Source organism: Fodinicurvata fenggangensis DSM 21160, assembly GCF_000686045.1.
In the GTDB taxonomy this organism is placed as follows: Bacteria; Pseudomonadota; Alphaproteobacteria; order Kiloniellales; family DSM-21159; genus Fodinicurvata; species Fodinicurvata fenggangensis.
This window is the reverse complement of sequence record NZ_JMLV01000008.1, coordinates 145,982-165,000: the sequence shown is the minus strand read 5'-3', so window position 1 is coordinate 165,000 and position 19,019 is coordinate 145,982. Positions and strand designations below refer to the sequence as shown.

The following is a 19,019-nucleotide window of genomic DNA, read 5'->3' as shown; positions in this document are numbered from 1 at the left end:
GCGCCAGGGCGCGCTGCCCGCAGACCTTGCCCCCGAGGCGCCGGCAGGCACGCCGGAGGATCTCGAGCGCATCCTTGACGAGGCGGCCACGGCGCGCGATCCCGAGGCGCGCCCAGGCGTCAGCGGCACGCAGGCGCGCATGGCCGTCGCCGAGGCGATTACCGGCATGTCCAGTGCGGCAGCCCAGATCGCGATGGAGCCCTACACGAGTACCAAGTCAAGCGGCTCGGCCCAGGTCGTCCATATCCGCCTCGACGAAAGCGACCGTCCGCTCCTGGCAGAGCGCAAGCTGCCCGATCCCTGCGCTGTCCCGCCGGGAAGCCAGACGCCCGCTGACCGCCTCCTGATACTCAAGATGTTTCACCATTCGGATTTCGACGAACACCAGGTCTTTGGCCGCGTCTACGACATGGCCGAGAACGGGATCGCGAAAGCAAGCGAGGGCGATGGCACCGCGGGCCGGGCCGGCCGGGTCGAGGCCGTGCGCGAGGCCATCGACGGTCTGGGGCTCGATATAGATCTCCCAGATCTGCGGTGATGTCGTAGAACCGTGATCGTGACACCATTTTCACACTGACTGGTGCTGCCGCCCCATGCTATCCAACGTAAGTAGTCGGTCTGCGGCGTTGCCGATCATATTTTCATTACCAGTCGAACAGAGGATATACTGGTCGGCATTAAAATATTCAAAGCAAAGAACGCACCTCGGGCATGCAAACGGCTTCAAACGGCAAGGGCGTCGATTGCGCTTGTGAGTTCGGAAGGGCGTTGTTGCGAAATTCAGGCCTGAGGCGTGACTTGCCCTTACCCCACTGGAGTCATGCCATGCGGACGATCTCGGCAGTGCCGAGGGCCGAGAAGCTGTTCATGAGGGCGATGCGGATGTGGATTTCGGCGGTCTGGCGGTCTGGGTCTCTGGCGGCGATGCGTTCGCCAAAGGATTTCAGGCAGCGCATCCTCGCTTCGATGCGGCTTCGGGTGATCGCGAAGACGGTGCAGGAGAGCCCTCTCAATGCCACCCACTGAACCCGCAGTCTGATGGCCGAGGCGATCGGCATCTCGCCATCGAGCGAGGGGAGGATCTGGGCGGCGGCGGGGCTGAAGCCGCATCTGACGAATTCCTTCAAGGTCTCGAACGATCCGATGTTCGAGGAGAAGGTCACCAACATCGTGGGGCTCTAGCTCGACCCGCCGGAGCGGGCGGTAGTGCTCTGCGTCGACGAGAAGTCTCAGATCCAGGCGCTCGACCGGACGCAGCCGGGGCTGCCCCTGGAGAAGGGCTGTGCCGCTACCATGACCCACGACTACAAGCTCCACGGCACGACCACGCTGTTCGCGTCGCTCGACGTCAAGTCGGGCCAGGTGATCGGAGAATGCCTGCCGCGGCACCGCGCAAAGGAGTTTCTGAAGTTCCTGCGCCGCATCGGCCGGACCGTGCCGAAGTCGCGCGATATCCACCTGGTGCTCGACAACTATGCGACCCAAAAGACGCCCGAGGTGAGGGCGTGGCTGGAGAAACATCCGCGCTTCCGACTTCATTTCACGCCGACCAGCGCGTCATGACTGAACATGGTCGAACGGTTCTTCGCCGAGATAACCGCGAAGCGCATCGGCGCGGCAGCTACGCCAGCGTCGGCGACCTCGAAGCCGCCATCTACGACTACCTCCTCCAGCACAACAACAGCCCGAAGCCCTTCACATGGACCAAATCGGCCGAGGACATCCTCGCCCGAGAGCGTCGCGCGCTGAACGCCCTCGATGAAACCCGGGGGAACAGGCAGCAAGCGTCAGACTTGGAACACTAGCACGCCACGAGTGATTGCTGTGCGCCCGAAACCAGCGACATAAAGCTCCGTAGGCCGCAGCCCGAAGGGCTTTCGCGCGTTCGGTGGTAAATCTGCTTTCGGGCCACATTCTCCTAACGGCTACCTACATTCCAGCACCGAGAACGAGCAAGGCCAGAGCGGCGTTTGCGTTCTCAACCCTCTTGTAATGGGGTGGATTAGCCTGAGACCTCGTATTGCAGTTCAAGTTTGAAGCCCGTGGCCGTGCCGGCGCAGACCTTGTTCTTTTTGTACGTATTATAATCCCGGCCTAGCAACGCCAATCCGTGGTTCGGCGAGCTGCCATCCAGCCAATCCTGAACAATGCCGGTGATGTCCACCTCTTTAAAAGGTGATCGGTCGGTAACGGGCACACCTGCCGTCACGGGCATGTGACCTTCTTCCGAAACAGTGTGCTTGCCAGCGGGCCATTCCTCGCTCGCAGGGCCGACCAGGCTTGTCACGTCGCCCGTTGCCCTGCGTTCCACGATTTCCCCGTCTTCGTTCTGCTGCATGCAGAATTCGGTATTATCCGCATGGCCTGCGGTGTTTACGTCAACTTCCGTGAAGTGAAGGAGGGCTTGGTCAAGCGGTCGGTCCGGCAGATCCGAAAGGTCGAACTTCACCAAGCCCAAGAAAGTATCGCTGAATCCCGACTCGCATCGTCTGCGCGGACTGTTGTCCCAGAAATGATCATACCCCACGGGAATGCCGAAATCCCGGTTCCAGAATACCGAGGCAAGCCCATATCTGCGAACCGGACAAAAGGCATTGGGCGCGTCAGAACCATGGCCTACACGAACTCTTTCCGCCCCCGTTTTCATGGGGGTGAGCACTTCCTGCAGGTTGGATTGAAACGGCGCTTCAACAATAAGATCGGTTTCATTGGGGCGACCGGAGTCACCACCAAAATCCAGGCCGTAAGCCCGCAACCGCGTCCTGATTTCCTCCAGGTCTTCTGTATCTGAAGACGAAACCTGCAGATCGCCGGTCAACACCAAAGCTGTGCGCGGGTCTTCGGGCACGCTCCGCACTTCCAGCACGCGCGTGGTGCCGTCCACCTCGTTGGAGACCGATCCAGTGCCCTCGATGGATGAAATATCGACAATCTCGTTGTCCACTTCCAGCCGGGCTGAGGAAACACCGCCTGCGTCGGTGACGGTAAGAGTGAAATCGTAGGGCCAACCAATGACCATACGCCCCGGCGTCGTGTCGGTCTCCAAGCGGGGATCCCCGATCCAAAGGAAGTCGGGCGGGTTGGACATGCGCCCGCCGCCAGGTCCGGTTAGCTGCAATTCCACCCTGGGCGGCGTAGAATCAGTGGTAGGGATTGTCGTCTCGCAAGCCCCCAAGGCAAGCAGGGCCGTCAGACCGGCGAGCCCTGCCGCCACTTGTGGTGCCGCTCGAATAGCCGTGTTCGTGAATAACCCGGGCATGGCGCTGCCGCGCCTTTGGCGGAAAGCGTGCTTCCTGGCTATGGATATCGGCATCGAAAACCCCTTTGTCTGTTCACTGACCTCAGCTTTGAACCGACATGGGAATCCCAATCAACTCTACCCTGTTCGTTACCAGGAACGCAACGAAGGAACGCTCGCCATCGACCTCTATTGTCAATCCGGCGCGGCGCAGGGGGGCGAGGTTGCGCCGTATCGGTGTAAAGGCGGGAATTGGCCTGCTTTATAGAGCTGAATTGGATCGGTTCGGCATGCCAATTCTATGGTAATGCTCGGTCTCATCACTTTAGAGGGAAGCCCCTTTGTCACAATCGAGGAAGTTTTCTTGACGGATCTGAGCAAGCTGCAGCCCGGCTATGAACGTCGGCTGAGCGCCGACAATTTCTCTGCGACAGGAGGTCGGTTGAGCCAGCTGACGTTCGATCGGTGAGCGCCGGTATCGGGGCACAGGCTGACACGTCCGATCCTCTTGGAGCCCGCGCAACGCTGCTGTTGGTCGCGCTCGTGTGGGGCGTGAACTTCGTGGCGACGAGCTTCGCCCTGCAGGGCTTTTCGCCCTGGACCTTCCGCACGCTGTCTTTTTTGGCCGGCGGGATCCTGCTTCTGCCCCTGGCGCGTGCACTCGGCGCCGACCTGCGTGTGCGTTCTGCTCGCGACAGGCTGCATCTGATCGTGTCGGGGATGTTTGCCTGTGGCGGTTTCGGCGCCCTATCGGCGATCGCAATCCTCCTGACCTCGACCGGTCGGGTCGCGATCTGCATCTATACCATGCCCATATGGGTCGTCCTGCTGGCCCGCATTGCGCTGAAGGAAGCACTGACGCCGGCACGCACCTTGGCGCTGACGCTCTGTTGCCTGGGGCTGCTCATCCTTCTTTGGCCGCTGTTGCAGGCCGGGGGCTCCCTGGGTGCGCTGGCCGCAGTCGGCGGAGCCATGAGCTGGGCGATCGGGATCGTTTACCTGAAATGGGCGCGGGTGGCGGCGCATCCCTTGACGGTCGCCGTCTATCAGATATTTGCCGGCGCCCTGGTGTCCGTGTTGGGGATGCTCGTGGCCGGAGAGAGCCTGGAGTTTGCGATCGGCCTGCCACCCTGGTTGGGCCTGCTCTACGGCATCGTGGGAGGCACCGCGCTCGGGTATCTGCTGTGGTTCCGGGTCCTGGAGCGCCTGCCGGCCGGGACGGCCGGTCTTGGCGTGCTTCTGGTGCCGGTCTTTGGCGTAATCGCCTCGGCGGTCATGCTGGGGGAACGGCCTACGTCGACGGACCTGGTGGGCTTCGCCCTGATCCTGGCGGCCGCCCTGGTCGCCCTTAGAGCCCCGGTCCGAACCGCCTGAAGCCAGGTAAAGGTCTATCGCGCATTCGTCATCGGCCTTTCCGGCGGTTCGGTCGAGGCTGCAAAGGCTGATCCCGAAGCGCCAAGGCGGGGAATGCACACGGGACGGGCAGAGTCATCCTGCGCGCGCCCGTGTGGCATTCACCTTCCTGAAGCCTAGTTGCGGCTTTGGACCGTCACGTTGTGAAGGGTCCATTCACCGCCGGCGTTGATCAGCGAAAAGCCGTCGAAGCCGCCGGAGACCCCATTGTCCTGGGCCTGCAGCAGGACGTTGCCGTTCGCAGAGACCGTCATCAGGCCGTTCTCCTGGCGTTCCCAATCCAGCGACACCGTCTCCTCGTTGGACAGCGAGAGTGATGTGCTGTCCAGTACCACTTGGTTGTCACTTGTTATGCGCAACAGTGTCAGGAGTCCTTCATCGTCCTCGATATAGGCCAGTCGATAGCCATGACCGAGTTGGTTGCCGCTATAAGGGCCGATATTGACCTGGCCGTCGGCGAAGTTGCGTCCGGACAGTTCCGCCGTGATCCGGAAGTCGTTGGACATTGATACGGCGGTCTGGGCGGCGTCCACCCCGCCCTGGGACGGCAGGCGGATGCCCAGTTCCCGTTGCAGAACCGAACCCAGCAACTCCATGCCGGTGCCCTGCACGGTATCCGTGCGGGACGCGTCCATACGGCTGGTCAAGCCGCCATTGCGTACCGAGAATTCTCCCGCCGCGATGCGCCATCTGGGGTTCGAGGTGTAATTGCCGTCATCGAAGTTGTCGGACAGCAGGGTTTCGAACTCGCCGTGGTCGCTATCGTCGTCTTCCTCATTCCAGGTGATGTCGTCATCATCCGAGGCATCACCTTGCAGACGTGCGTGCAACTCGTCCGAGACGCGACCGGTCGGGTCCATGCCGGCATCGGACTGATAGGTCCGGATGGCTGTTCGAGTCTTCGGACCAATGACGCCATCGGCCGGCCCGGCATCGTAGCCGCGGTCATTCAGGCCCTGCTGAACGTCGGCGATGTCGCTCGTCGTCAGATTGTCGCTGTCGTCGCTGTCGTCAGACTGCAAGGCTTCTAGCAGTTCCGCCGTGGCGCGGCCTGTTACAAGGTAACCCCGCTCGCGCTCATAGGCGCGGATCGCTTCCCGCGTCGCCTCGTTCATTTCGCCCGAGACAACCGGAATGCGATAATCGCGCTGGCGCAATTCGGATTGAATGGCCGCGATCCTCTCCGATTCCGCGTCGTCGTTCGTGGCCTGGGTGCTGCTAGCCTCTTGGCGTTCCTCAATGCTGTCGCTGATATGGTTCAGCAAAGAGCGCGACGGCTGCCCCGTTACAAGCAGGCCTTCATCTTCCTGATAGGCCCGGATCGCAGAGCGCGTGCGCGATCCCATCAGACCGTCCTCCGGCCCGGCCTCGTAACCGAGACGGTTGAGCTGGGTCTGGACCTCCCGGACATCGCGCGATTGCGCGATCTGGACGGCGCCGGCCCGCCCCGAAGCGGGTTGTACGCCAACGGAACCGCGATCCGCCGTGGTCCAGGCGGGTGTGATGCTGCGCTCGGATGCCGCAAAGGCCGGCGCTGCCATCGCCGTGGTGGCCAATAGAATGGCGGCGAGTGCTGTTGAATGCCGCTTAAGGGTCATTTCCAAATTCCTTCTGATTAGATCATCCGTACAGGCGTAAGTATCGCAACTGTACAGGCCTATAGATGACCATTATGCGCTCAAATTCAATAAGTAGAACTACCTACGCCCAAGAAGCTTGGCGTGACATCTTGGTATTTAAATGAGTTCTTGTTTACATGCATTGATGTATATGCATCGAAAACTTGGCCGGAAGCTTCCGGTTTTGTTTCCGTTTTGTATCCCTGGATGCCGATTGGCGAAAGCGCAGTTGGCGCGTTTAGGCTCAGGAGCCGATCGCGGAAATGTCCTCGAACGGGTTGGGAAACCTGCCATCCTCGACGAAACCGCCAAGGCAGGCGCCTTATCTTCATAGCGCTTGAACCGGACTGGTGGTAAAGGCAGCCAGAAGAGTTGGCCAGGGCTGCATGCTCGGGCACCGGCGAACTGGGGTCTCGGTCGTCTCGGTGGTGATTCTGCCTAGCGTCGGCTGAAACGATGCCGCACTCGGCAGACAGCACCACACATGCTAAGCAGGCGGCCTGGAGAGCGCGAATGGAACCTATCGATAAGACCACCATCCATCACGCCAGGACAGCGTCGGATAGCCTGTCCGCACTGGATGCGACGGCCTCGGGGCTGAGCGAATCCGAGGCGGCCGAGCGTTTGGCGAAGCATGGCCACAACCGCTTGGCGCCACCAGCGAAGCGCAGTCCAATCCTGCGCTTCCTCTCGCATTTCCATAACGTCCTGATCTATGTGCTGCTTGGCGCCGCGGTCGTCACGGCGAGCCTGGGCTATTTCATCGACACCGGCGTCATCCTCGCCGTCGTCGTCGTCAATGGCATCATCGGCTTCATCCAGGAAGGCCGCGCTGAACAAGCGATGACCGCCATTCGCGACATGCTCGCACCCCATACCTCGGTGCTGCGCAACGGTCGGCGCCAAACCATCGACAGTGCCGAGGTCGTGCCGGGTGATATCGTCCTGCTGGAAGCGGGCGAGAAGGTTCCCGCCGACCTGCGTCTGCTGGAAGCGAGCGGCCTGCGTATCGAGGAAGCCATCCTGACCGGCGAGTCGGTGCCGGTGGAAAAAAATACGGAACCGGTGCCGACCGACGCAACGCTTGGCGACCGTACCTGCATGGCCTACAGCGGCACGCTGGTCTCCGGCGGAGCCGGCCGCGGCGTGGTGGTCGCAACCGGCGAGGCGACTGAGATCGGCCGCATCAGTGGCATGCTGTCGCGGGTAGAGAAGCTGACGACCCCGCTGATCCGGCAGATGGACGACTTCGCCCGCTGGCTGTCAGTCTTCATCCTGCTTATCGCGGCAGTCCTGCTGCTCTATGGCCATTTCGTCGGGCACGCCTCGTTCTCGGAGCTGTTCATTGTCGTGGTGGGGCTTTCAGTGGCGGCCATTCCCGAAGGTTTGCCTGCCGTGCTGACTATCACGCTTGCCATCGGTGTGCAGGCCATGGCGCGGCGTAACGCTATCGTCCGTCATCTTCCGGCCATCGAGACCCTAGGCTCGGTTTCGGTCATCTGTACCGACAAGACCGGCACTTTGACCCGCAACGAGATGATGGTCGCCACTGTGGCGACGGCTGACCATACTTATACGGTGGAGGGCAGCGGCTATGCTCCCGAAGGAAGAATCCGGCTTGGTGAAACGGAAGATGATGTTGAAGAAGACGCTATTCTGCCCGAGATCGCCCGCGCCGCGGCCCTCTGCAACGATGCGGTGCTGCACGCCGACGAAAACGGCTGGCATGTCGAAGGCGGTCCGATGGAGGGCGCCTTGCAGGCGCTGGCCGGCAAGATCATGGATGCGAATCCCGACGCGTTCGCCGGATGGACGCGCACCGACAGCATTCCTTTTGATGCCAGCTATCGCTACATGGCCGTCCTCCATCACAATCCCGATGGCCACACTCGCATCAACTTGAAGGGTGCGCCGGAGCGCATCCTGCAGATGTGTGCCGACCAGCGCGCGCCGGGCGGCGGTACCCAGTTGCTGGATACCGACTATTGGCAGGGGCAGGTCGAGGCCATCGCTGCGCAGGGTCAGCGTGTGCTGGCGCTCGCAACGCGAACCATGCCGCAGGAGCATGAGGCAATTGACGCTTCGGACCTGGACGGTCGGATGACATTGCTCGGGATTGTGGGTCTCATCGACCCGCCGCGCAGCGAAGCCGTCGCCGCTGTCGCTGAATGCCACGAGGCCGGCATCCGGGTGAAGATGATCACGGGCGATCATGCCGGTACGGCCCGTGCCATCGGCAGCCAGATCGGCCTGAAGAATGTCGAACAGGTGCTGACTGGCGCCGAGCTCGAAGACATGGACGATGCGCAGCTCACCGCCGCCGTCGTGAGTACAGACATCTTCGCTCGCACCAGCCCCGAGCATAAGCTGCGTCTTGTGATGGCGCTTCAGGCCCATGGGCTGACCGTAGCCATGACCGGTGACGGCGTGAACGATGCGCCGGCATTGAAGCGCGCGGACGCTGGCATCTCCATGGGGCGGAAAGGCAGTGAGGCGGCCAAGGAGGCTTCCGAATTGGTTCTCGCCGATGACAACTTCGCCTCGATTGCGGCCGCGGTAGGCGAGGGGCGGACGGTGTATGACAACATCAAGAAGGTCATCAGCTGGACCTTGCCCACAAACGCCGGCGAATCGCTGACCATCATTACTGCACTATTTTTCAGTATGGCCCTGCCGGTGACGGCCGTGCAGATACTATGGATCAACCTCATCACCGCGACCACGCTCGGCCTGGCATTGGCCTTCGAGCCTATGGAAGACAACACCATGCGACGGCCGCCGCGACCACGCAACGCGCCGATCCTGACCGGTCAACTGATCTGGCATGTCGTGTTTGTCTCGGCGCTGTTCGTCTTCGCCGTGTTCGGCATCTATGCCTATGGGGTCGACAAGGGCTACGCGCCGGAACTGGCCCGGACCATGGCGTTGAATACGCTGGTGGTGCTGGAAATCTTCCATCTGTTCTTCATCCGCAACATCCATGGCACCTCGCTCACCTGGAAGGCGGTGCGCGGGACAAAGGTCGTATGGATTGCCGTGATCGCCGTGACCGCCGCACAGTTCGCCGTCACCTATCTCCCGCCACTGCAGAAGGTCTTCGACACCCAGGCGGTGTCCTTCCTCGACGGCGCGCTGATCGTTGCCGTCGGCTTCGTGTTCCTCGCCATCACCGAGGTGGAAAAGCAACTTCGACTGGTGTTTCGTCGGTCTGAGGAATAGCGGATGTAGAAAAGTGAGGCGAATATGGGCGATGAAGAATGTGCTCTTGTCGTGTGTTCTTCAAAGCGGCAAGGCTCTCCCCATGGCAAACGCCAATCATCTCTGAGCGTTTTCGCCCCGATGGGTAGGTCGCAGTACCTTTGCGCGGCTGCAACTTATTGAACAGCACCGGGTTCCCGAGCAGCCAGTAGATGATCAGCGGGCGCCATTTCCCGCCGAGGAACTCCAGCGTTATCTCGGCCGGACAGCCGGGCGGTTCGGATGCGCGCTGTCTGCTCATCTTCGGTATCCTTTGGGACCGTACTTGCAGAAAGTTTATAGGGCCCCATTGTTATGGCAATCGCAAATACTGTCAGACAGGCGAGCCGGTATCTCGCCTGAATCGAGAGGTGCAGCCATGAAGACTCTTCGCAACATCATCCATCCCCCGGACGGCCACTGGGTCGGTGACGGGTTCCCCGTACGCTCCCTGTTCAGCTATCACGGCGACACGAAGGCCATCAGTCCCTTCCTGCTGTTCGACTATGCGGGACCTCACACCTTTCCGCCCAAGGAGGGGGCGCCGCGTGGCGTCGGCGAGCATCCGCATCGCGGGTTCGAGACCGTGACCATCGTCTATGACGGCGAGGTCAGCCACCGGGATTCGAGCGGCGGAGGCGGAACGATCGGCCCGGGCGACGTCCAGTGGATGACCGCTGGTGGCGGCATCGTCCACGAAGAGTTCCATTCCTCCGGCTATTCGAAAAGCGGCGGGCCGTTCCGCATGGTCCAGCTGTGGGTCAACCTGCCTGCCAAGGACAAGGGCGTGCCGCCAAGCTATCAGGCGATCACCGACGGCGAGATTCCGCTCGTCCCTTTCGAGGGCGGGCGGGCAAGGATCATCGCGGGGGCCTTCGGAGACACGAAAGGCCCGGCACGAACCTTTACGCCGGTCAACCTGTGGGATGTGCGGCTTGATGCCGGGGCGGAGACCGTGCTGCCGCTGCCGGCGGGCCATAACAGCATGGTCGCGGTCCTGTCCGGGCATGTCACGATTGACGGGAAAGGCTGCGGTGAAGCCGAGATTGCGCACCTGTCGACGGACGGCGAAGGCGTGAAGCTGCAGGCCGATGGCGAGTCCATGATCCTGGTGCTGACCGGCGAGCCGATCGACGAACCCGTCGTGGGCTACGGTCCCTTCGTGATGACCAGCAAGGATGAAATCCGCGAGGCGATCGAGGATTTCCAAAGCGGCCGCTTCGGCCAGATGCCGGCCAGCTGATCGGTGACAGCTGGGCTTCAAATGTGGGGCCCGGCTGCTGATCCCGCAGAACTGAGCCGCCGTGCGGATCGACTGCCGGCCCGACCACGTCGCCAATCCGGGTGCACCAAGGGCATGGTTCGAAGACCCGGTTCCCTTGTAGCGACCATGATGCTTCCTCTGCGCGACTGTTCTACCGAAACTGGCACCTGACAGAACGGGCTGATATACTTACCCTTTCAGACTGTTCCAGTAGCGAACGCCTGGACGGACTCACCAGCCTGTGCGGTGTGCAGGAGGGACTGCCCCTGAGGGGGATGCAACCATGGTTCCCTTCACCTGCATTCCCCGCCAACACCAACGGAGGCATTCATGACAAAGCGTATCGGCTTCATCGGGGTCGGGCTCATGGGGTATGGGCCGGCGCGGCTGCTGCTGGAGGCGGGCTATCCGCTCACGATTCTCGGCCATCGCAACCGCGAGCCCGTGGACGACCTGGTCGGGCGCGGCGCGCAGGAGGCCGGGACCGCGGCGGAACTGGCCCGCAACGCGGATGTGATCATCACCTGCGTGACCTCCTCCGCCGTGATGGAAAGCCTGGTGAACGGCGAGCAGGGCATCCTGACGGAGGCGCGTGAGGGGCAGATCCTGGTCGACATGACGACGGCCGATCCCCAGTCGACGCAAGTCCTGGGGGCTGCCCTGGCGGAAAAGGGGGTGCGGATGATCGACGCGCCCATGAGCCGGACGCCGCGGGAGGCGCGGGAAGGGCGCCTGAACCTTTTGATCGGGGGCGAGGCAGCCACTATTGACGAGGTCGAGCCCATCCTGTCGGTCTTTTCCGAGAACCGCTTCCGTGCCGGGCCGTTGGGCAGCGGACACACCGTGAAGCTGGTGAACAACGCGCTTTCGCTGGGGCACGCCGCCCTGGCGGCCGAAGCCGCGGCAACCTGCGAGGCCGCCGGGGTCGATCCCCAGGTGCTCTACGACATCGTCACGGCCGGCGGTGCCGACAGCAAGATGTTCCGCATGGTGATGCCGGCGGCCCTGGAGGGACGTACCGATGGCCTGGAATTCACCCTGCAGAATGCGCGCAAGGACTATGGCTATTACCTGAAATCCGCCCGCGATGCCGGTTGCGTTCCCATGACGACTCAGGCCGTCCACCAGCTGTTCGAGCTGGCCCTGGCCCAGGGCAAGGGCGACGAGTATGTTCCCTACCTCTATCGGTTAATGCAGGGCTGGCGCACCAAGTGATCTGACCCCCAATCGCGCGGATAGGAGAATTCATGTCCAAGTTTCCACTGCTTTCCCTGGCGCCCCTGGGGCCGCCGGACATTCAGGAACAGCTTGATTCGGAGTTCGAGGTCCATCTGGTCGGCCGTGACGGAACGCTGGACGAGCTGATCGGGCGCGTTGGCGGCCAGGTCACCGCCCTGGTCACCACCGGCGGGCGTGGTGCCGAGGCCGAACTGGTCGAAGCGCTGCCGAAGCTGCGCGTGATCGCCTGCTATGGTGTTGGGGTCGACGCGGTCGATCTTGCGGCTGCGGCACGGCAGGGGGCGGCCGTCACCAACACGCCGGACGTCCTGACCGACGATGTTGCCGACCTGGCGGTCTTCCTGCTGGGGGCCCTGCATCGTCTGCTCGTGCGTGGCGATCGCTGGGTCCGTGCCGGGGACTGGTCCCGTTCAGGCGATCTTCCGCTGGGACGCAGCCTGCGCGGACGCCGTGCCGGTATCCTGGGGCTGGGGCGCATTGGCGAGGCCACGGCGCGGCGGCTGGAGGTCTTCGGGATGGAAATTCTCTATCACAAGCGCAGCCCCCTGCCGGACTCGAACTGGACCTACCTGGACAGTCCGCTGGCGCTGGCCCAGCAGTGTGATGACCTCATCGTCTGCTGCAGCGGGGGTGCGGCGACCCGTCATCTGGTCGATGCCAAGGTTCTGGAGGCGCTTGGACCGGACGGGACGCTGGTGAACATCGCGCGCGGCAGTGTGGTGGATGAGCAGGCGCTCGTGGCCGCCCTTCAGTCGGGACGGACCGGGGGCGCGGCGCTGGATGTCTTCGAGAAGGAGCCGGAGGTGCCCGAGGCCCTGGTCGGTCGCGACAACGTGGTCCTGGCCCCACATATCGGCAGCGCCACTTGGGAAACCAGGCGCGCGATGGGCAACCTGGTGCTGGACAATCTGCGGGCCCATCGTGACGGGCACGCGTTGCTGACGCCCGTAGTGCCAGGTTAATCCATCTGAACCCGCGCTAGCGCGATCCCTCCGTTTCGGGTCCGCTTTCCTTCAGGGTCCTGTATGTGCCGTAGTGGTGTTCCAGGTGCCGGCGCATGGCATGCTCGGCCATGTCGGGATTGCCGCTTTCGATGGCTTCGACGATCTCGCGATGCGCCTCGGAGGCCACCTTGTCCTCGCCGGGCCGCTGCAGGACGTGCGCGCGCCGGTCGTCCAGCAGGGTGGACAGCGCGTCGTGCACAGCCATGATGATGGGATTGCCGGTCGTCCGGGCCAGGGCCGCATGGAAGGCGACGTCCGAACGCTTGAAGGCCGGCTCGTCGCCAATGGTGCTCAGGTTGCTTTCCAGCGCCTCGCGCAGGGCCTTGTGGTCGGCCGGCGTTCCGTGCTCGGTGGCGTGGCGCGCAATCGCGACTTCGAACAGGACGCGGGCGTCCTGCAAGGAGGTTTGCCCGTCGGGATCTTCCAGCAGGCTGCGCACCGCCCCCGACAGGCGCGGCAGCACGCTATCCAGCGTGGGCTTGATCACGCGCGGCCGGGTGCCGCTGCTGATGGCGACGAACCCGAGCTTCTGGAGATAGAACAGCGCTTCGCGAATGGCCGGCCGGCCGACGCCGAACTGTTCCATCATTTCCCGCTCGGCCGGCAGCTTGTCGCCGGTCTTGTAGTGGCCGTCGCGGATGTCCTGTTCGAGGCGTTCCGCGACCTGTTCCGACAGCGTCTTGCGCTCGATCCTGTAGGTCTTCATCTCATTCCTCGCGCGCCCCGTATTCAGGCCCGGCAGGACGGTCCGGGTTGCCTACGGCCTGCTACAGCTTTCTGTACGAGGACTCCAGCACGTTTTCCAAAGGCAGGGACCTGCGCCGCCTGGAAAGAAACCGCTTCGTTCCGAGGTCCGCCCCCGAAGCAAGGCAGGGCTCAGCGATAGATCAGGCTCGGCAGCCACATGGAGATCTCCGGTATGAAGGTGATGAGCAGCAGCGAGATCACCAGCGGAATCAGGAAGGGGATGGTGCCCCGCATGCAGCGTTCGAAGGAGACGCCGGATACGCGGGACAGGACGTAGAGGACCATGCCCACGGGCGGCGTCAGCAGGCCGATCATCAGGTTCAACACCATGATCACCCCGAAATGCACCGGATCGACGCCCACCTGGACGGCGACCGGCAGCAGCACCGGGACCAGGATGGTGATGGCGGCCACCGTCTCCATGAAGCAGCCGACCACCAGCATGATGAGGGTCATGATCAGCAGGATGACCGCCTGGTTGTCCGTATAGGCGGTCAGCAGGCCGGCGAACTGGTTGGTGAACTGGTTGCTGATCAGGATCCACGCGAAGATCGAGGCCGAGGCGACGACAAGCAGGATGATCGCCGTGGTCTCGATCGTCTCCATGCTGATGCGCAGCAGCCGGCGTGGCGGCAATGTGCGGTAGACGACGGCGCCGAGGAACAGCGCGTAGACGACGGCGGCGATCGCTGCCTCGGTCGGCGTGAAGGCGCCGGAGATGATGCCGCCGATAATGATGAGGGGCGTCAGCAGCGACAGAAAGGCCTTGGTAAAGGTCGACCACAGGCGGCGGAGGCTGAATTGGGTGTCGCGCGGATAGCCTCGGCGGCGCGCAATCCAGGCGACCATGATCATCAGGGTCGCGGCCATGAGCAGGCCCGGGATCAGGCCTGCGATGAACAGCTGGCCGATCGAGGCGGATGCCATCACGCCATAGATCACCATGGGCAGGCTGGGGGGAATGATCGGCCCGATGGTCGAGGAGGCGGCGGTGATGCCGATCGCGAAGTCGGAGTCGTAACCGCGCTCGCGCATCGCCTTGATCTCGATGGTGCCCAGGCCGCCGGCATCCGCCACCGCCGCCCCGGACATGCCCGAGAAGATGATGCTGGCGCCGATGTTGACGTGCCCCAGACCGCCGCGCATCCAGCCCATCAGCGCATTGGCAAAATTGAACAACCGGTAAGTGATGCCGGCGCCGTTCATCAAGGTGCCGGCCAGGATGAAGAAGGGGATCGCCAGCAGGGGGAAACTGTCCACGCCGTTGATCATCCGGTGGGCCACGACGAAATCCGGAACCTGGCCGGTGACATAGACGAACAGGAGGCTGGCGCCGCCGAGCGACACAGCTACGGGGATGCCCACAAGCAGCATCGTGAAGAGAGCGGCAAACAGGAAGCCCAGGTCCTGTTCGGTCCAGGCCAGCCATACGGAGAGCAGTGTGCCAGCGGCGAGTATAACAGGCGCCACGACCCTCGCTCGCCCGCCCGGTGCCATGGGAGTCACGGTCATCGGGGTGTTTCCTCGTTCTCTGGAGATCCGGGTTGGTGGGACGACTCTGCGCCTCCGAAACGCTGCGGCCAGACGGTCAGAATGCGATAGACCGTTCGCAGGGCCATGAGGGCGAACCCCGCACAGGCCACGTAATAGACGATGCTCTTGGGGATATCGACGGAGGCCATGTAGGAGCCGGTGCGCGCGCCCACTTCATAAGTCAGCCAGGCCAGGATGACGAAGAACACAAGGTTCACCAGGTCGACCAGCGAGGCCAGCGCGCGTCCGAGAGGGGCGGACAGGTAGCGATACATGAACTCCATCATGATATGGCTGTTCCGGCGCACCGCTATGGCGCCGCCCAGGAAGCCCACTCCGATCAACAGATAGCGCGCCATCTCCTCGGTCCAGCCGATCGAATCGCCAAGGACGAAGCGCGTGAAGAACTGGGCGAAAACGTCGAGCGCCAGTAGCCAGAAGACGAGGAGGACGACGTAATCCTCCAGGGCAAACTCGGAGGGGTCGAACGGCGGCTCAGCCTCGAGCTCGAACGATTCTGATTCGGCATCGCCCCCCGGACTCGGATCGGTCATCGTCACCTCCAAGGCTGTAGACGCGGAAGCTGGAAAAGGCCTCCCCGCCGGCCGCGTCAGCGGCCGACGGGGAGGTGATGCGTGATCAGAGGTCCTGGAGACGGTCGAAGGTTTCCTGGGACCAGTCGACGTCTTCACCCGTCAGGTGCGGGCGCACGGTTTCGCGGAAGGCCTCGCGGTCGACATCCTTGTTGACCGTTGTGCCTTCCTCCTCGAACCAGGAGACGAGTTCGTCCTCGGACTCGATGATGTCCTGGGTGGCCCCCTGGGCCGCTTCCTCGAGGACGTTGGTCAGGATCTCCTGATCCTCTTCGGAGAGGGAATTCCAGGTGATCCCGCTGACGATGGTCAGCAGCGAGTCCGTGATATGGCCGGTCAGGTTGATGTAATCCTGGACCTCATAGAACTTCTTCGCCTGGATCGTGTTGAGGGGGTTCTCCTGGGCATCGACCGTGCCCTGCTGCAATGCCAGGTAGACCTCGGCGAAGGCGATGGGCGTCGGGTTCGCGCCGACGGCATTCGGCATCATCATGTAGAGCGGAGCGTTCGGCGTGCGGATCTTCAGCCCCTCCATGTCGGAGGGCGTATCGATCTCGACATTCGATGTGACGTGACGCTGGCCGTAGTAGGTCTGGGTGATGACCTTGTTGTCGGTCTCGTCCCGATAACCCTGGGCCAGATCGCGGAACAGATCGCTTTCGCGATAGGCCTTCCAGTGATCGACGTCACGGAACATGTAGGGCGCGCCGGCAATGCCGATCGGCCCATAGGAGCGGGCGGCAAACTGGTTGCCGGTGTAGATCACGTCGACCGTGCCGAGGCCGAGGCCTTCGTTGATGTCCACTTCCTTGCCCAGCGAGGAGGCCGGGAAGACCTCCATCGTATGGCGGCCGTCAGTACGCTCCTCAAGTTCCTCCGCGGCCCAGACGGCCCATTCGTGGAAGGGTTCCGAGGTTTCGTAGACGTGGGCGAACTTCAGATCCTTGGCGGATGCGGTATGTGCTGTCGCCAGCGCCCCCACCGCGAGTGCCATCAATCCACATTTTCCCAGAAATGAAAGCTTGGTCATGAGCTGTTTTCCTCCGTGTACAGGTCTTATTCTGCTTTTCCAGTCCTGGTCGCGATACAACCGCGACAGACATGTGTCATTCTTGCTTTTGGCGTGGGATAATATACCTTTCATACCAACACACCAAATAATTTTACGTGACTTTACATGGTCATGCGGGCAGGCGCCGTGGACGGAAGCCTCCATAAGCCAGGTCAACGGACAGTACTATTAGCTGAGTGCAAGCCTGGTGGTGTAACTTTCCATCAAGTTTTCCGGGGCATTGCAGCAACCATTGTTTGCAAATCCTGGGACAGGAAATTGCGCAGGATTTGCCATAGTCCCACCTTTCATACTGGTATACATTTATGGGCAACCTGGTGCGGAATCGGACCTGTCGGTTCGGGCGGAAACCAGGACAGGAGCGGAGGACCATCATGACGCAGACCGAGACGCAATTGGCAGAGACGGAACGGAACCCGACGGTGCAAGCGACGCCTGCGCCGGCTGTGGTGCGCCTGAATCCGGATGACAATGTCATGGTGGCCTGTCGCCGCTTGGCGGCGGGATCCGAGCCATCCGCGCTGGGCGTGAAATGCCGCGACGACATCCCATCGGGGCACAAGGTGGCCGCGCGTCCGATCATGGAGGGCGAGGCCGTCCGCAAGTATGGCCAGATCATCGGTTTCGCCACGCAGGACATCGCCGAGGGCCAGCACGTGCATACGCACAACTGCGGCATGGGCGACTTCGAGCGCGACTATGCCTACGGGGCCGAGGCGCGCCCGACCGACTCCGTTCCGGTGGACCAGCGTGCCACGTTCCAGGGCATCGTGCGGCCCGACGGGCAGGTTGCCACACGCAACTATATCGGTGTCCTGACCACGGTAAACTGCTCCGCGACGGTCGCGCGGGCCGTCGCAAGTGCCTTCAATGATCCGGCGCTCGATGCCTTTCCCAATGTCGACGGGGTCGTTGCCTTTGCGCATGGGACCGGCTGTGGCATGGCCGGTTCGGGTGAGGGCATGGAACTGCTGCAGCGCACCCTGCATGGCTACCTGACGCATCCGAATTTCGCCGGCGTACTGCTGATCGGCCTCGGTTGCGAGATGAACCAGATCAATCGCATCGTGGAACGTTTCGGGCTCGAGCGTGGCAGCAGCTTCGATTACATGAAGATCCAGGAGGCCGGGGGCACGCGCGCCGCCGTGCGCGATGGCGTGGAGCGTATCCAGGCCATGCTGCCGGCCGCGAACGAGGTGAGCCGGCAGCCGGTTTCCGCCAGCCACATCAAGCTGGCGCTACAATGCGGTGGCTCGGATGGCTATTCCGGCATAACGGCGAACCCGGCCCTCGGCGCCGCTGTCGACAAGCTGGTGCGCCATGGCGGTACGGCAATTCTCAGCGAGACGCCGGAGATCTATGGCGCCGAACACCTGCTGACGCGGCGGGCCGCCAGTCGCGAGGTGGGCGAGAAGCTGATCGAGCGCATCCACTGGTGGGAGGACTATACCGCGCGCAATTCCGGTTCCATGGACAACAATCCCTCTCCCGGGAACAAGGAAGGCGGCCTGACCACGATCCTCGAGAAATCCCTGGGTGCGGCGGCCAAGGGGGGCACGACACGGCTGGAGAACGTCTACGGTTATGCCGAACCCATCGAGGGCCCGGGCTTCGTGTTCATGGACTCGCCCGGCTACGACCCCTGTTCGATCACCGGCCAGATCGCAAGTGGTGCGAATATCGTCTGTTTCACCACCGGCCGCGGTTCGGTCTCCGGCTTCAAGCCGTCTCCGTCGCTGAAGCTCTGCACAAACTCGACGACCTACCAGCGCATGTCCGAGGACATGGACATCAACTGCGGACCCGTGCTGGACGAAGGTGTTTCCATCGAGGAGATGGGAGACAGGATTTTCGATCTGGTGCTGCGCACCGCATCGGGCGAGCAGAGCTGCAGCGAGGCCCTGGATTTCGGAGACAATGAGTTCGTCCCCTGGCAGATCGGTGCCGTGATGTAGGCGGTTGGCTGGCCGTGTACGGACAGCAGCAGGTTCTCACGAGCACCGGTTGAAATTCTCCAGGGCACTGTCTCTGATTGTCAGAAAAAGTTCTGATTCAACAAG

Annotated in this window: 14 protein-coding genes and 2 pseudogenes (1 of these 16 cut by a window edge); 8 read left to right on the top strand and 8 right to left on the bottom strand. The window is 62.6% G+C overall.

Annotation, left to right across the window (positions count from 1 at the left end; genetic code table 11):
- Nucleotides 1–538, top strand: partial view of a hypothetical protein gene (locus BP38_RS0112355; RefSeq protein WP_026987980.1) — the 3' portion only. The gene continues 440 nt to the left of window position 1, outside the view; only the last 538 of its 978 coding nucleotides appear in the window; the start codon falls outside the window, past its left edge; it ends in the stop codon at nucleotides 536–538.
- A 280-nt stretch (nucleotides 539–818) separates the two neighbouring features.
- Here BP38_RS0112355 and BP38_RS20520 read toward each other — a convergent pair.
- Nucleotides 819–977 (bottom strand): annotated as a pseudogene (locus BP38_RS20520) (IS5/IS1182 family transposase); the annotation flags it as partial.
- Between the two features lie 61 nt (nucleotides 978–1,038).
- Here BP38_RS20520 and BP38_RS23145 point away from each other — a divergent pair.
- Nucleotides 1,039–1,805: pseudogene (locus tag BP38_RS23145) on the top strand (IS630 family transposase); the annotation flags it as partial.
- Nucleotides 1,806–2,002: 197 nt separating this feature from the next.
- On the opposite strand, the gene BP38_RS0112340 reads toward BP38_RS23145, so the two are convergent.
- Nucleotides 2,003–3,046 carry a hypothetical protein gene (locus BP38_RS0112340; protein ID WP_155992412.1) on the bottom strand — a complete coding sequence of 348 codons (1,044 nt, stop codon included), beginning with the start codon at nucleotides 3,044–3,046 and terminating at the stop codon, nucleotides 2,003–2,005.
- Between the two features lie 657 nt (nucleotides 3,047–3,703).
- Here BP38_RS0112340 and BP38_RS0112330 point away from each other — a divergent pair.
- Nucleotides 3,704–4,612: a DMT family transporter gene (locus BP38_RS0112330; protein ID WP_051609315.1), complete on the top strand. Its 909-nt coding sequence runs from the start codon at nucleotides 3,704–3,706 to the stop codon at nucleotides 4,610–4,612.
- 155 nt (nucleotides 4,613–4,767) lie between these two features.
- On the opposite strand, the gene BP38_RS0112325 is transcribed toward BP38_RS0112330, so the two are convergent.
- Nucleotides 4,768–6,249, bottom strand: a complete 1,482-nt coding sequence (locus tag BP38_RS0112325; RefSeq protein ID WP_026987977.1) for a peptidoglycan-binding domain-containing protein — start codon at nucleotides 6,247–6,249, stop codon at nucleotides 4,768–4,770.
- 534 nt (nucleotides 6,250–6,783) lie between these two features.
- On the opposite strand from BP38_RS0112325, the gene BP38_RS0112320 reads away from it, so the two are divergent.
- Nucleotides 6,784–9,489 carry a cation-transporting P-type ATPase gene (locus tag BP38_RS0112320; RefSeq protein ID WP_026987976.1) on the top strand — a complete coding sequence of 902 codons (2,706 nt, stop codon included), beginning with the start codon at nucleotides 6,784–6,786 and terminating at the stop codon, nucleotides 9,487–9,489.
- On the opposite strand, the gene BP38_RS22635 is transcribed toward BP38_RS0112320, so the two are convergent.
- Complete coding sequence (locus BP38_RS22635; protein WP_155992410.1) at nucleotides 9,437–9,769, bottom strand: winged helix-turn-helix transcriptional regulator; 333 nt, start codon at nucleotides 9,767–9,769, stop codon at nucleotides 9,437–9,439. The genes BP38_RS0112320 and BP38_RS22635 overlap by 53 nt on opposite strands.
- Before the next feature lie 117 nt (nucleotides 9,770–9,886).
- On the opposite strand from BP38_RS22635, the gene BP38_RS0112315 reads away from it, so the two are divergent.
- From BP38_RS0112315 to BP38_RS0112305, 3 genes are all read left to right on the top strand, one after another.
- Nucleotides 9,887–10,750 (top strand): pirin family protein, encoded by an 864-nt coding sequence (locus BP38_RS0112315; protein ID WP_051609314.1) that lies wholly within the window; start codon nucleotides 9,887–9,889, stop codon nucleotides 10,748–10,750.
- A gap of 351 nt (nucleotides 10,751–11,101) precedes the next feature.
- The gene (locus tag BP38_RS0112310) at nucleotides 11,102–11,986 is read left to right on the top strand and encodes an NAD(P)-dependent oxidoreductase (protein ID WP_026987974.1); all 885 of its coding nucleotides are present in this window, start codon (nucleotides 11,102–11,104) and stop codon (nucleotides 11,984–11,986) included.
- A gap of 32 nt (nucleotides 11,987–12,018) precedes the next feature.
- Nucleotides 12,019–12,972, top strand: a complete 954-nt coding sequence (locus tag BP38_RS0112305; RefSeq protein ID WP_035725083.1) for a 2-hydroxyacid dehydrogenase — start codon at nucleotides 12,019–12,021, stop codon at nucleotides 12,970–12,972.
- Between the two features lie 16 nt (nucleotides 12,973–12,988).
- Here BP38_RS0112305 and BP38_RS0112300 read toward each other — a convergent pair whose 3' ends face one another.
- The 4 genes from BP38_RS0112300 to BP38_RS0112285 all read right to left on the bottom strand — a co-directional run bounded on the left by BP38_RS0112300 (nucleotide 12,989) and on the right by BP38_RS0112285 (nucleotide 16,917).
- The gene (locus BP38_RS0112300) at nucleotides 12,989–13,720 is read right to left on the bottom strand and encodes an FCD domain-containing protein (protein WP_026987972.1); all 732 of its coding nucleotides are present in this window, start codon (nucleotides 13,718–13,720) and stop codon (nucleotides 12,989–12,991) included.
- A 170-nt stretch (nucleotides 13,721–13,890) separates the two neighbouring features.
- Nucleotides 13,891–15,273 (bottom strand): TRAP transporter large permease, encoded by a 1,383-nt coding sequence (locus tag BP38_RS0112295; RefSeq protein WP_281174417.1) that lies wholly within the window; start codon nucleotides 15,271–15,273, stop codon nucleotides 13,891–13,893.
- Nucleotides 15,270–15,848 (bottom strand): TRAP transporter small permease, encoded by a 579-nt coding sequence (locus tag BP38_RS20510; RefSeq protein WP_035725082.1) that lies wholly within the window; start codon nucleotides 15,846–15,848, stop codon nucleotides 15,270–15,272. Before BP38_RS20510 ends, BP38_RS0112295 begins: the two co-directional genes overlap by 4 nt.
- An 85-nt stretch (nucleotides 15,849–15,933) precedes the next feature.
- On the bottom strand, nucleotides 15,934–16,917 hold the full coding sequence (locus tag BP38_RS0112285; protein ID WP_155992408.1) for a sialic acid TRAP transporter substrate-binding protein SiaP: 984 nt from the start codon (nucleotides 16,915–16,917) through the stop codon (nucleotides 15,934–15,936).
- Between the two features lie 416 nt (nucleotides 16,918–17,333).
- Here BP38_RS0112285 and BP38_RS0112280 point away from each other — a divergent pair, with 416 nt between their 5' ends.
- A complete protein-coding gene (locus BP38_RS0112280; RefSeq protein ID WP_081816642.1) occupies nucleotides 17,334–18,914 on the top strand; it encodes a UxaA family hydrolase in 1,581 nt (526 codons plus the stop codon).
- Nucleotides 18,915–19,019 lie beyond the last annotated feature (105 nt).